This window comes from Ruegeria sp. TASC047 (assembly GCF_059612445.1).
The window spans coordinates 67,544-80,248 of record NZ_JBXWQP010000001.1; the positions used below are offsets into that span (position 1 = coordinate 67,544).

Genomic DNA, 12,705 nt, shown 5'->3' on the forward strand with positions numbered 1-12,705 from the left:
TCCCATGGGCGCCTCCTACGAGTTCAAACCGCAGCCGAACGAAACAGGCCGGATCTTTGACGTCCTGTTCCAAGTCGATGACTTTCAAACAAGCCAGTCCCTTCCCGCGACAAATCGTGCACCGAACTCAATGACAGAACCGGCCGTTTGGCGCTTTGGCGGAACCTCAGACGATCTCGTCCCGGCAGATCTTGCCCTACGCCTCGTCCAGGATCGAGCAGACATCGACATCAGCGGACCGGAGTTCAATTTCGTGCGATCCATCCGCGTCTTTGACGTTCGCTATGCACGGCAGCACGAATCCGGGCGAGATGGCGACTGCAACCGCAGCGCGGTGGTCGTCCTTGGCACCTACGGGACTCAAGGTGATTTCGCCTGGCAGGGATCTTCCACAACCGCTCTGCCCACGGCCCATACGGGGCTTGAACGGTGGGGAGATCATTGCCCGAGCATCTATCATAGGTCCGTCTTCGTGGACTGGCGCGACTATGAAGGCAACTACGGGTTCGAGCAGGTAAATTACTAGTTCAGTGCGAGTCGCTCGCCGCCGTTAGGCTGGGGAAATTTCGGCTTGGAGCAACAAGCGGCCATTCATATCTTTGAGTACCATAGTTGGCTGTGCGCAACGGAGCTTCCGTTCGCTGATGGAAGCACCAAGGTCTGCTCTGCGGGCGCATCTTCTGCTTACCACGAGGTGTGGCGGCCCATGTGACAGTACGGCAAAAACAGTAACCTGTTAGACTTTCATGCTGTAGATTTCCGGTTTTCTGCATCGCGCAGCGTTTACAGGTTGGGCATCATTCAGGAGTTTGCTGCACTGCGCTGAACTCTCTAAAGCTGTCTTTAAACGCAGGACCACTTTACTCAAATCAGTTTATCTTTTGAAACCTGATCAAGCAAACTAGTCCAAGCAGCGACCCCGTGCATTCGATGACGATTTCGCCGTAGGTCGGCAACCCGCTTGAGAGTAACGTCGGGCACACCATCAGACTTACCCAAGTCCTCAAATATCTCCTCAAACAGATCTTCGTCAGCACTGACCAACATGCCTACCAGCAATCTCCCAACCTCAGATGGTACTGATTTCAGTTGAAGCAAAAGTTGTCGGCTCCAACTACGTTGTGCTCGTTGGGAAGCAATGATGAATACGCGGGCTAGCCTAGTATACTCGCCGTTTGCAGTGGCATTCGAAACACCACACAGCTCGACCAACAATCGTTCACATATTCCAAACACAGCATTCGATTTTTGAGCCAGTAGCACGTAGATGGGACGGGCAATCGGCGCGATGTGAGTTGAGTTGGCCGGTTCCGAGAAAACTAGGTCTAAGAGATCAAGAAAGCGCTCTTCGGCCACTTCCGGATAGATTTCAAACAATGTGGCGATGCATTGTATGAGTTGGGCGCGACTCTTTTGAAAGCCCGCTTCATTCATTTTTTCCAAGGATTCGACAGACACAGAAATCTCCGAACCCGAGAAGCGAATTCTATAGTTTAGCGCACGTAGGACGTGGGAACGCGCAATGTCATCCGACTGGGAAAGTGCGACTCTCATCAAGTCTGAAATTGAAAGTGTAGTCGCTATCTTAAGTCGCTCGTACTCACATAGGAATCTGGCCTTGTATCTGGATATTGATACGTCTCCTTGAGGATCAACATCGAGAGCGATCTGAAACAGATCGCCTGATCGTTCAAGCCACTCTGATTCCTCCTCCCGAAGGGTCTCCAGAGACGGAAATAGGGCAAAAGGGTCTCGCATAGCCAATGATACTTTTGCCAATATGCGAAAACTGACTTCAGACTTCTCACGATTGCGAGCTTGAATGGCGATCGCATTTAGGCGATCTGGGAAGTCCCTGGGAGCCGCGATCAAAGTATCAAGTGTTTTCCTCGCCCCAACAATTTCCGCAGCGGCGGCATCCAACAATCGACGACCGAGACCTCTTGTATCGGTCCACGTCTTGAAGGAGTCTCTTGCGCTATCCAATCCCATTTTTTGAACAATCTTGATGTCGAGGTCAGAGAACGAGACCATCTTTATCAGGGCTACGTGGTACTGCGTTTGCCTTTCTTCTCCCAAGGCTGCAATTCTGGCTGCAATATCTGAGATTCGTTGCTCGTCGTGGTTCGATGTCATGATCTGAGCAAACAAATCGCTCCACGTAATAATAGTCAGATAGTGTCGAATTTCTCGGTCCGGATAGTCGACGGTCGACTGCAAGAAATCCCAGATACACTCGCTTGACTGATCGATTACCTGACCCGAAAGAGCATAGAGTAGCGTGAAATAGGCTCTCTTTGTCCCCGTCTGTTCCGGCAACATGTTCAGTATGGCTTCCGTCGTTACAGACTCTCTTTCCCAATCCCTAAGGTAGATCTTGGCGATGCCCCTCGATAGATCGTTACTGGGATATACTCTTCTCTGTCCAATTGCAGTTTGCACATCACGCTCAAAGGTCTCAGCAACGTTTTCGAATGACCAAACATCATAGTTTCCGAGTGCTATCGCCACGCAAGAAAGACCGTCAGATTCACCGGCGGTTCTACTCAGGCCATCCGCATACAATCTGATCATCTCTTTCCAGACCAAGGTTGGCGCCATCGGTGCAATTCGGGCCAGCAGCAAGTAGTAAGCTTTTCGAACCAACGCCGAACCTGTAATATCCTTGAGAATTCCGTCCTGCGGACTTGCAGCTTCAATAAGGTTTGCAACCTCTTGGCAGTGCGTAAAACTAAAACGTACCAGCGCCTTTATGACTTGTTCGGCCCTTCGAAAATCCTCATCAGACAATAGCATTTCGAGAACCGGCAGAGCGTCAAGTTGCCGACTTGGAGTCATGTTAGGCGCAAGATCCAGAAAACGCTCTATCGACGTTGGATCTTTAGTGCGAATGAGCTCAACAATGCGCTCTTGAAGCTTTTTGCTAATTCTGGGTTTGTGGGCAAAAACATAGATGGCACAAGTCGCGGCTTCACCAGTGGCTTCACAGAGACTGATCGCGATTTCTTGCGCTGCCTGAGAAACATCGGCGGTTTCGTAGTCCGCGAGAACGATGGCCCGTTCAAGGACGCAACCTAGAAAGTAGTTTTGCCCGCTTTCCATATACCGTCGGGCAAGCTGTCTTAAACCTTCGGCTCCAGTCAAAACCACAAAGGCTCTGGCTGCCGAATGCTCGAAGAACGTCTGGTGAAAAAATGTTATCTTTGAACCAGACTCTGCACGAAACTCAATGAAAACGCCTCGATCAACAAGAGTGTCCATGGAATTGGGGTCAAGCGCGTGCTTTTGGAGAATGCGCTTCGCTGTTTCCTTGTGCAGTTCGGGGGTACCTTCCGCCAGCATCGCCAGCCCCAAAAGCTCGGCGCTCCCTGAAAGATCAGATTTCGAATTAGCTTTTCTAGCACCAGGCCGAAAGTCAGAACTTATGCGCCGCTCCCAATAGTCCCTGTACAATGACACAACGTCTATTTCGGCATAGTTGATTTCATGGGGTGCATAGACTGCGTAGATCATCTGCAGGGCCAAAGGGTTCCGTGCCAAGGCGTCGATCGGGTAGCCAGAAGATGCGGCCTCTTGGAGGTTGCTTGCATGCGTGCTTGCGTTGGTGCTTTCAGTGTCTTTGACAAATGCCTCTGCGTATGCCCTGACAGCCTTTGGGAACTCGGTGTCAGAGTAATTTCCCAGGTCGTATTTGTTAGGCTCTAGGAATGACAGTTCATGCGCCTCGCCAGGCCTCGACGTGATGACGGTTTGAACCGGAAGATCTCGCAGCCGCGACAGAAGGTCCTTGAAGTTGAGGTTTGTTTCCTGCCTGTTCAAAACCGCGTCAGCGGTGTCGATTAGAATGACGGGAGGAACTGCATTTGCAAAGAAGGAGAGAGCCGTCTTTAGCTCTAAGAACCTTTTTTGAGATTGGTTGTCATTGTCCCCAAAGAAATCCAACAGATCTTGGGCGTCGAGCAGCCAAGCATCGCATTGGCTGACCTCATCTGAGATGATAGCGCGCGTAATCGACCAAAGCAGACTTGATTTGCCAACTCCTGGCTCACCCAAAACGGCAAGCGGCTGCGTTAAGAAGTCTCTGCGCTTCAATCGATCAAGTATTACGTTCTCTATGTCTCGCTCGACGTATAGATCGTCATTGAGAACGATTGTACCAGTGGACGGATCTCCTGCACTAACGGACTGTATCTGTCCTGTTCTGAGGAGCGTGTCTTGAGAAATTGCCCTAAGACGCTTGACTATTTCTGGAGCCTCAGGTGGTCCATGGGTAGGTTCTTTTTTTTTTGAGGAGTGGGTTGTGCCTTGGCTCTCTGCCAAAGATTGAAACGCGATAAGTCTCGCATGCGTGTTGGGGAGTGGCAGGGCTTTCTTTGCGGTGTCGCAAGCATGAACACCAAATCTACGATAAGTATCTCTAAAGCCTTCTGTGGATGTATACTCGAGCTCCACGTCGCGTTGAGAGCCGCAATAATCGGCAAGCAGGTCTCTGACCTTATTGGCGTCAAAGCTCGTGAGCTGTTCCCCCAATTCGTACCGCAGTTCGACGGGCGACCGACTCCGCAGTAGCTTGTGAAGTGCTTCGACGATAAGTCGACGCGGACCGATTACGCTTCTGTTTGCAATGGTAGCAACGTCGGTGAAGTCCATCCTCAACTCTTTGCCAATGTACTTCACGAACTCGGCCAAACGAGCGGCATCGACGCCTGGGAGAGACACCTCAACCTCAGTGGGCCAGTTGTCCGGGTCGCATGGTTCTCGCGAAACGAACAACGTTCGTTCAAAGTGACCAAAAAGGCTACCTAAGAACCTATTGTCGGATTTGTGGGCAAAGCTTCTATCAGGCAGTTCATGCAATATTGCTTGGGCGGATATACAGATTTGGCTAAAGCCAAGATCCTTGATTTTTCTGAATGTCTCAGCAATGGCCGATACCGCGTCGTTTTGCACAATGAGAAGGGGACGATCTTCCAGTTCAAGAAACTCAAACTTCTCTTTGGCAGCAGCGATTGCCGCATCGCTCACTTCAATGAGAATTCCCATTCCAATGGTTGTTTTGCTGAGAATGGAATGCAGCTCAGAGCCATCTGCACCTCCTATGCTGATGTAAGCCATACTCGGAAGGTGGACCTGTCCTTCTCTTTCGAGCTTCGACAGCCTCTCAATGATATATTGGGCCTTGCGATCTCCGTCGTTGGCAAAGCTTTGTTGGTAGTCTTGGTCGAACTCCAAGTTTTCCACATTGTCAAACGCATGGCGCAGAAATATCTCAATACGATCTGGAAGTTCACTCAAAGCCGTCGTCCTCTAATCCTTCAATGTATTTTTACCGAGGAAGAGCAGAAGAACAACACGCGCGTTCGGCTGGAGGGTCTCTATCTTGATGCTGGATTTGCCTACCCGCTGCCGGGCCGCCGAATTCTCTTCAAGCCATCGAAGTCGATTTCGCGCTTCTCCGCGTCCTTCAAATCAGGCTGACATTGTGCAACCCGTTGCGGGCCGTTGACATCCCACATCACCGCCAACACGCCCGTATTCCAACGATATACCCAACCGACAACACTACGCTCATCCGTCCCGATCAAATTCGCAATCGCGACGCCTTCGACCTCATCTTCGTTCACTGTTTACTGACTTCCTGCACTGTGGCGCTGCGAAATACGGCGTGGGGTTGCAGAGCGTTCACTACGACCGCGCGCGGGACTTCGTTGATTCTGGCTACCTGGTCCTCGATGAGGGAATGATCATCAGACAGGTGAAATGGGTTCCGGTTTTCTCAACAATTCATTTGGTTCAAATCCTGTGGTCGGGCTCCGTGGCGGCTTCAACGATCGCCAAAACCTCGAACGGGTCGAAGCCGATGGCGCGCGCCAGGGCGACCAGCTCGACAACGTCGACACGGCGCTGGCCGCTCTCAACGCGGGCAACGAGTGACTGGTGGCATCTGAGCCTGTCCGCCAAGTCTTTCTGACCGAGGCCCGCTTTGATGCGAGCGTCGACCAAAGCCTGGCAAAGTGCCAGATGTCCCTTGCTTCTGATTGTTTTTGCCACGCGTCACATACCTTTTGTGACGTCGCTAGCGGATGAAATCTGTTATCTAAAAAGTAGATATTTGAGGGTGTTATCGGCGTCGGGTTTCCTTGGGCTGCAAGTCTGATGCACCCCGGGTAGCCCATCAATCCCCTACCAATTGCAGAAACCGGCCATAATCCTCGCTGACCTCCCGCGCTTCCTCAAACGCACGGGCGCGCTCACCGTCGAGGCATCGGAAGTAGCTCTGGATATCCTGGATGTAGTCTTCGAAATCGCCACGGATGATGTCGGCGTAGTCACGGGCCGCCTGCGAATCGCTGGGCAGGAAAGGTCGGGGCGGTGCGAGACAGGATTCCGCAGTACTTGCACCAGGGACGAGAATGAGCACGGCTATGGCTTGCAGTGCAAACAAGCTCCGCAACCGCAGGTTTCTAGAACCTCTTATTTCCTTGATAGACGCCAATGGCCGTGCCTAGAGTTTGAGTAACCGAGATACAGCCGTATCTGTCGCAATATATCTTGCGGTCACTAATATACTATCGTAACTCTGGGCTTCAAGTAGGAATGCCCGGGCGTTGCGTTTTTGGAGAAAGCGTGGGCCGGGCCATGAACTGGGACATCGAAGCACCAAATGTGGTTACGGAAGCGCGTTTCCGCGAACTCGTGGAAAGCGGCTATAGCGCTGAAATCCTGTGCCAGGAGTCGGCACACAAGAAGGGCCCGAGCTATTACGGGGTCTGGATCATGCGTGCCGTGTCTGACGACGGTGTGGAGAAGCTCCTGGTTACTGCCCGTACACGGACGACCTACAACGACATCAAGATCCGCGAGTTCAAGACGATCACCGGCGTGGTCTCTTTCCTCATTGGCATCGGGTTTTCGCATGCCGATGTGCCACTCGAGGAAGGCCAGCGGACCGCGCATAAGCTCACGACCAGCGACAAAGGCGGTAGCGACTAGCCTTCTCCTTCTCGGCCCACTGGCGGCGCCTGCATCGGCACAGATGGTGCTTGTTATGGAGAGCGACGGCTCGCTGACCCCATCTCGCTCCCAAAGCAGTTTTGCCCGCAACTACAATGACGGGATTGGTCAAGGGTCTGCGGCTGATGGGCTGGCGATCCTCGGTGAGGCCGAAACACCTGCAGAACCTGAGGCGCTGCGATTTGCGGCCCTTGCCCGACCAGCACCACTGCCCCGCGCCGATATCCTCTCGGCCATTGAAGCCAGCGCCCTGCGCTATGCTGCCCATCCCGGTCTTCGCCGCGCGGACCTCTCGGTCAGAGACTGGCTGACCCTCTACCGCGCCAATATCGAGGTTGAAAGTGCCTACCGGCAGGATGCGATCTCCAGCGCCGGGGCCATCGGTCTCGGCCAGTTGATGCCAGCCACGGCCAGCGATCTCGGCGTTGACCCTCGTGATCCACTTCAGAACCTCGATGGCTCCGCCCGCTACCTCGCGATGATGCTGGAGAGTTTCAGCGATCCGCGCCTGGCGCTGGCTGCCTATAACGCCGGACCCGATGCCGTGCGCCAATACGGCGGCATTCCCCCCTACCGAGAAACCCAGAACCACGTGGCCCGCGTGATGGCCGTCGTGGCCCGATTGGAAGGATCGAATTCATGAGACACATATCAAACCTATTCATCGCAAGTTTGACCCTCTTTCTGGTCATTGCTGAACCGGCGCTCGCGCAAAGCATCGACCTCTCCCCGATCCAGAGCCTGTTGCAGGGCATCGTCGATGCACTGACCGGCCCACTTGGCGTGGTCATTGCGACACTCGCTGTTCTTGGCGTCTTCCTCAGCTGGTTCTTCAACATCATCGACCTGCGCCAGGCGCTCTGGGTGCTCGTCGGCATCGCCGGTGTTGCCGCCGCCCCCACCATCGTTGCCGCGGTCTTTGCCGGTGGCTGAGCGCTCACCCCTCTTCCTGGGCCTCGTGCGGCCGCCCAAGCTTCTGGGCCTGCCCATCATGTACGCGATGGTCTGGCTCTTCGGTTCGGTGCTCCTCTTCGTCTGGGTCCAGCACATCACGGTGCTGGGCGTGGCCGCCCTACTCTATCCGGTGCTTTGGAAGGCTGCGGATTGGGACCCACGTTTTATCGACGTGATGATGAGTGCGCTGCAAGAGACGCCGCCTACACGGAATCGGTCCATCCATGGTGGGGACAGTTATGCCCCGTGACGAAACGCTCGACCCCCGCACCCTGACGCCGGACTGGTATGCCCGAGAAACCCGGCTCGCGCATATGCTTCCCTATGTCAGCCTGGTCGATGATCGGACCGTGCGGACGCGGGTGAACGAGCTTTTCCAGTGCATCCGCCTCGACGGGGCCAACAGCTACACGACGGACGATGCCTATCTCGACAAGGTGACGGCGCTCTTTGCCCGGATTATCGCGCAGCTGGGACCGGAGTTCAGTTTTTACGTTCACAAGGTCTCCAAGGCGATCGCGCCAGAACTGGAACCGGTGCGCGAGGACAGCTTCGCGGGCGAGGTGGACCGGCTTTGGCGCAAGAAGCTTGAGACCAGCGGGTTGCGCGACAAGACCTTGACGCTCACGGTGATCCACCGCCCTCCCCCGAAGAGTTTCCTGCCGTTCATGGGCCGCAGCGCGCCGGATCGCTTCAAGGAAGAAACCCAGAAACGCCTGCGCCGCCTGGGCGAGGCCGTGAATGTCTTCCTCTCGGGCCTGACGGAGCTGAACCCGCATGTCCTTTCCGCGAAGAGCGGCGCGCTCATCGGCTTTCTCGGGGCGCTCAACACGGGGACAGAACTGCCGCTCTATCCCGCCAATACATACGGCTTCCTGTCCTTCAACGTCGCTAACACCCGCGTGACCTTCCTCGAGGATCATTTCGAACTTTCCGAAGGCGTCGTGGGGCATCGCTACGGCAAGAGCTTCACCATCGGGGAATACTCAGAGTCCACCTCCTGCACCATTTTCGACATGCTGAACCTGCCGGTCGACATGATCGTCACGCACTCCTTCACGCCGATCAATTCGAACCTCATGGCGGGCCGGATCAAACGGCAGAAACGCCAGATGCAGGCCTCGCAGGATGCGGCCCTCTCGCTGATGGAAGCGCTCGATATCGCGGCCGATGATCTCGAGGCCAAACGCCAGAGCTTTGGTGAACACCATTTGGTCGTGACGATCTTCTGCGACACGCTGGACGAGCTGCAGACCCTAAGCGCCGAGATCGTCAACGCCGCGGCCACCGAGGGCGTGAAGATGATCGGCGAACGGGTCGCCGCCAAGGCGCATTACCTCAGCCAGCATCCCGGCAACCAGCCCAAGCGCGTGCGCGCCAGCGCCATCACCAATCGCAATTTCGCGGATTTCGCGGCGTTTCACCGGACGCAGCTCGGCAAGCCCGCCAGTAGAGTTCCTTGGGGCAAGGTCATCACCCTGTTCCCCACCCCGGAACAGAGCGCCTACCGGTTTTCCTATCACGAGCAGGGCAGCCCCGACAAAGAACCCACCAGCGGGCACACCTTGATCATGGGCAGGCCGGGCTCTGGCAAGTCAGTTCTCTCCGCCTTTCTCATGACGCAGGCCCGTCGAGCGGGGGCACGGGTCTTCGTCTTCGACTACCGTCTCGGTATGGAGATGGCGGTCCGCGCCAATGGCGGGCGCTATGCGTCCTTGAAAGCCGGGCAAGCCACCGGGCTCAATCCCCTCTGGACTGAGGTCGACGCGCGCGGCACCGCCTGGCTTTCGGATTGGCTCGCCACCTTGCTCCACCGTGCCGACAAACCGCTGACGCCTGCCCAGACCAACCGCATCCAGGAAGTCGTGCGCCAGAACGCGCAGGCTTCCAATCCGGCACTGCGGAACTGGCGGGATTTCGCATCACTCTTTGTCTCCACCGATGATGGCGGCGATCTGCACCAGCGCCTGCTCGAATGGACCGAAGAGGGCCGCTACGGCTGGATCTTCGGGCAGACGTTGGAAGACACGTTCTCGCTGGAGGGCGATGTGGTTGGCTTCGATCTCACCGGCATTCTCGACAGTGAAGCCGAGAAGGAGCGCATGGCGGTCTTGTCCTACCTCTTCCGCCGGGTCGAGCGCGAGATCGAGGACCGCCGCCCCACGATCATAATCATCGACGAAGCCTGGAAGGCGCTCGACAACGCATATTTCGCGGAACGGCTCTCGAACTGGCTGGTGACCGCCCGCAAGCAGAACACGGTCGCGGTGATGATGACGCAATACGCAAGCCAGCTCGAACGCACCCGGACCGGAAAGACCATCGTTGAGGCGGTGCCCACGCAGATCCTGCTGCCCAATATCCGCGCGCATGCCGCCGACTACGCGATGCTGAATCTTTACGAGAAGGAACTCGACGTGCTTCTCAACACCGGCAGCGACAGCCGCTTGGCACTTATTCGCGACGACCAGGGCTCGATCGTCGTTGACGCCGATCTGAGCGCCCTCGGGCCCAATCTCACCATCCTCGGCGGCATGGAAAAAGGCGAAGCGCTCGTGGGAGCCGATTACCGCGACCGCCCGGACTTCTGGAGGCTTTCATGACCCGTATTCTAATTCTCCTCGCCGCACTCGGCGTTCTGGCCTCCTGTGCCCAATACCAGGAGCCACAGGCAAACTGCTTTACCTTCCTCGCCTCGACGGCGCCCATCGCGCCCGATTGTACCTTTGCGCCTCTCGGCACCCCGGAGGGCGGCATTGACGTCTAGCCTGCCCCATATTTTGGCGCTTTGCTTGCTGCCCGGTCTTGCCCTTGCTCAAGGCGTGCCCACCAATGACAGCGGGCTGACCGCGCGTGACATCGTCGAAACCGGCGATCGCGAGGCCGATCTTGCGATCCAGGCGGACAAGTTTTCCGTGCGCGAACTCATCTCCGAGATCGAGCGCGAACAGCTGGACACCTTGCAGCGCATCCTCGATGCCCAGACCAGCTTCGGGGGGCAAGGCCTGCCCGCGATGGTCTCGGGCCTCGAAAGCGGCAGCGGCGATGCGGACCGCTCCGTGGAAGCCGTCTACGGTACGGCAAATATCGATCCCAATCCCGGCGGCGCACAGATGTTCGGAGACGCCGCGGAAAACATAGAACAACTCATCATCCGCGTCGCACAGGAAACCAGCGGCTTTGCGGGTGTGGGCCGCGCAGGCCTCTCACCCGTCCAGTGGCGCGCGCTGATGCAAGCCCTCATCTGGCAAGAAAGCCGCTTCACCATCGGCGCGCGGTCCCCGGTTGGCGCCTTCGGCCTCACCCAGATCATGCCGGGCACCGCCAGCGATCTCGGCATCAACCCGGAATACTACGACAGCCCCTACCTTCAGGTGCATGGCGGCGCGCGCTATCTCGCGACCCAACTCAACACCTTCGATGGAAACATCATCAACGCACTCGCCGCCTATAACGCCGGACCCGGCAGGGTCTTCGAATATGGGGGCGTGCCACCCTTTGCCGAGACCCAGCACTACGTGCAAGTCATACCCGAGCGCTACAATCTCTATCTCAGCCGGATCGGCGGGATCGAAGCTTTGGGCACGATCGATCCCGCACTCTTGGTCAATGCAAACCTCTCGATCACGGGGCATGGGGCCGCGGTCTACGGCAACAACTCACCTGCCGCGATCCGGCAGACCGCCCTCCGCATCCGCGATATCGTCGAGCGGATTTCCGAAACGGAAGACGTACAGGAAAGCATCGCGCTCAACACCTATGCCCGGGCCGAACTCGTGCGCCTCGTTGCCGCGCGCGTCCGGCTTCAGGCGGCGCGGACCCGTGTCCTGAGCGCAGAAGAATTGGCGCAGGCCAGCGCCCGCATGGCCGAGGGCGCATTTATGGACTTCACAATCAGGGAGATTGAATGATGGGACATTTGCTCGTGAGGACGGCCTTGGTCACGACACTTGGGATCGGTCTGCATCTTGGCACCCTACCCCCTGCCCTCGCGCAAGGCGTGCCCGTCGTCGACACCCAGAACATCGCGCAAAACATCCAGCAGCTCCGGCAGATGATCGAAGACGAGATCCTGCAAAACGAGCAGCTGACGCAGCTCCGCGAACAGCTTGGCACACTCACGGACCAACTCGCGGAGCTGCAAAGAACCTACGAGGCCCTCACCCGCCTCGCCGAACTGCCTGAAATCATCCGCACCGAGATGGAAGACGAGTTGAACGGCCTGCTCGACCAGGAGTTCGGCGACATCCTCGCCACCATCGAGGCCATCAAGACGGGCGATTTCTCCCACCTCACCGGCTCTGGCGCCGGCGAGATCGAAACCCAGATGGACCGGGTGCTGGCCGATCTTGGCTTTGACGATGACACGCTCTCGGAAATGGCCACCAGCGGCAATCCCGGTGCCAACCGCATAGCGACCCAAGCCACGACCGGCGCGCTCGTCTCGGCTGCGGCCCAGAACAGCTATGAGGATGCCGGGCAATCCCTTGAACGCGTCGACCGGCTCGTCGCGCTCATCGACGACATGGATGAGCTGAAGGAAAGCGTCGATCTCAACACCCGCGTCACGGCGGAACTGGCCATCGCGCTGGTCGCCATGTGGCAGCTCGAAGCGGTGCAGACCGTGGGCGATGGCACGGGCGGCGTGATCGATGCCGCCACCATCGCCGAAGAGCAGCGCTTCATGGATTTCACCCTGCCCGAGTTGCGTGCGGATTAAGGCGTTTCGAAATTGTT

The 12,705-nt window shown here is 56.7% G+C and carries 13 protein-coding genes; 9 read left to right on the top strand and 4 right to left on the bottom strand.

Annotation, left to right across the window (positions count from 1 at the left end):
* Positions 1–4: 4 nt before the first annotated feature.
* Positions 5–526, top strand: a complete 522-nt coding sequence (locus tag AC2FLO_RS00355; protein ID WP_496811573.1) for a hypothetical protein — start codon at positions 5–7, stop codon at positions 524–526.
* Between the two features lie 338 nt (positions 527–864).
* Here AC2FLO_RS00355 and AC2FLO_RS00360 read toward each other — a convergent pair whose 3' ends face one another.
* The 4 genes from AC2FLO_RS00360 to AC2FLO_RS00375 form a co-directional block, all read right to left on the bottom strand.
* Positions 865–5,295, bottom strand: coding sequence for an NACHT domain-containing protein (locus AC2FLO_RS00360; RefSeq protein WP_496811574.1), 4,431 nt, complete (start codon positions 5,293–5,295; stop codon positions 865–867).
* A 101-nt stretch (positions 5,296–5,396) separates the two neighbouring features.
* Positions 5,397–5,624, bottom strand: coding sequence for a hypothetical protein (locus AC2FLO_RS00365; RefSeq protein ID WP_496811575.1), 228 nt, complete (start codon positions 5,622–5,624; stop codon positions 5,397–5,399).
* 169 nt (positions 5,625–5,793) lie between these two features.
* Positions 5,794–6,051, bottom strand: a complete 258-nt coding sequence (locus AC2FLO_RS00370; protein WP_496811576.1) for a helix-turn-helix domain-containing protein — start codon at positions 6,049–6,051, stop codon at positions 5,794–5,796.
* Between the two features lie 124 nt (positions 6,052–6,175).
* Complete coding sequence (locus AC2FLO_RS00375; protein ID WP_496811603.1) at positions 6,176–6,427, bottom strand: hypothetical protein; 252 nt, start codon at positions 6,425–6,427, stop codon at positions 6,176–6,178.
* 212 nt (positions 6,428–6,639) lie between these two features.
* On the opposite strand from AC2FLO_RS00375, the gene AC2FLO_RS00380 reads away from it, so the two are divergent.
* Genes AC2FLO_RS00380 through AC2FLO_RS00415 form a run of 8 tightly spaced genes read left to right on the top strand, consistent with a single transcriptional unit; the run spans position 6,640 to position 12,688 of the window.
* A complete protein-coding gene (locus AC2FLO_RS00380; protein WP_496811577.1) occupies positions 6,640–6,993 on the top strand; it encodes a hypothetical protein in 354 nt (117 codons plus the stop codon).
* 43 nt (positions 6,994–7,036) lie between these two features.
* Positions 7,037–7,657, top strand: a complete 621-nt coding sequence (locus tag AC2FLO_RS00385) for a lytic transglycosylase domain-containing protein (protein ID WP_496811578.1) — start codon at positions 7,037–7,039, stop codon at positions 7,655–7,657.
* Positions 7,654–7,947 carry a TrbC/VirB2 family protein gene (locus AC2FLO_RS00390; RefSeq protein ID WP_496811579.1) on the top strand — a complete coding sequence of 98 codons (294 nt, stop codon included), beginning with the start codon at positions 7,654–7,656 and terminating at the stop codon, positions 7,945–7,947. The genes AC2FLO_RS00385 and AC2FLO_RS00390 overlap by 4 nt, the downstream gene beginning before the upstream one ends.
* Positions 7,940–8,218 (top strand): VirB3 family type IV secretion system protein, encoded by a 279-nt coding sequence (locus AC2FLO_RS00395; RefSeq protein ID WP_496811580.1) that lies wholly within the window; start codon positions 7,940–7,942, stop codon positions 8,216–8,218. The genes AC2FLO_RS00390 and AC2FLO_RS00395 overlap by 8 nt, the downstream gene beginning before the upstream one ends.
* Entirely contained in the window at positions 8,208–10,571 is a 2,364-nt protein-coding gene (locus AC2FLO_RS00400) for a VirB4 family type IV secretion/conjugal transfer ATPase (protein ID WP_496811581.1), read from the top strand. The genes AC2FLO_RS00395 and AC2FLO_RS00400 overlap by 11 nt, the downstream gene beginning before the upstream one ends.
* Positions 10,568–10,735: a hypothetical protein gene (locus AC2FLO_RS00405; RefSeq protein ID WP_496811582.1), complete on the top strand. Its 168-nt coding sequence runs from the start codon at positions 10,568–10,570 to the stop codon at positions 10,733–10,735. The genes AC2FLO_RS00400 and AC2FLO_RS00405 overlap by 4 nt, the downstream gene beginning before the upstream one ends.
* 55 nt (positions 10,736–10,790) lie before the next feature.
* The gene (locus AC2FLO_RS00410; protein ID WP_496811604.1) at positions 10,791–11,879 is read left to right on the top strand and encodes a lytic transglycosylase domain-containing protein; all 1,089 of its coding nucleotides are present in this window, start codon (positions 10,791–10,793) and stop codon (positions 11,877–11,879) included.
* On the top strand, positions 11,879–12,688 hold the full coding sequence (locus AC2FLO_RS00415; RefSeq protein WP_496811605.1) for a type IV secretion system protein: 810 nt from the start codon (positions 11,879–11,881) through the stop codon (positions 12,686–12,688). Before AC2FLO_RS00410 ends, AC2FLO_RS00415 begins: the two co-directional genes overlap by 1 nt.
* Positions 12,689–12,705 lie beyond the last annotated feature (17 nt).

What these genes read in the sequence shown, in the direction of transcription:
- AC2FLO_RS00355 (WP_496811573.1), top strand. Translation starts at nt 5, where the DNA reads ATGGGCGCCTCCTACGAGTTCAAACCGCAGCCGAACGAAACAGGCCGG.
- AC2FLO_RS00380 (WP_496811577.1), top strand. Translation starts at nt 6,640, where the DNA reads ATGAACTGGGACATCGAAGCACCAAATGTGGTTACGGAAGCGCGTTTC.
- AC2FLO_RS00385 (WP_496811578.1), top strand. Translation starts at nt 7,037, where the DNA reads ATGGTGCTTGTTATGGAGAGCGACGGCTCGCTGACCCCATCTCGCTCC.
- AC2FLO_RS00390 (WP_496811579.1), top strand. Translation starts at nt 7,654, where the DNA reads ATGAGACACATATCAAACCTATTCATCGCAAGTTTGACCCTCTTTCTG.
- AC2FLO_RS00400 (WP_496811581.1), top strand. Translation starts at nt 8,208, where the DNA reads ATGCCCCGTGACGAAACGCTCGACCCCCGCACCCTGACGCCGGACTGG.
- AC2FLO_RS00405 (WP_496811582.1), top strand. Translation starts at nt 10,568, where the DNA reads ATGACCCGTATTCTAATTCTCCTCGCCGCACTCGGCGTTCTGGCCTCC.
- AC2FLO_RS00415 (WP_496811605.1), top strand. Translation starts at nt 11,879, where the DNA reads ATGGGACATTTGCTCGTGAGGACGGCCTTGGTCACGACACTTGGGATC.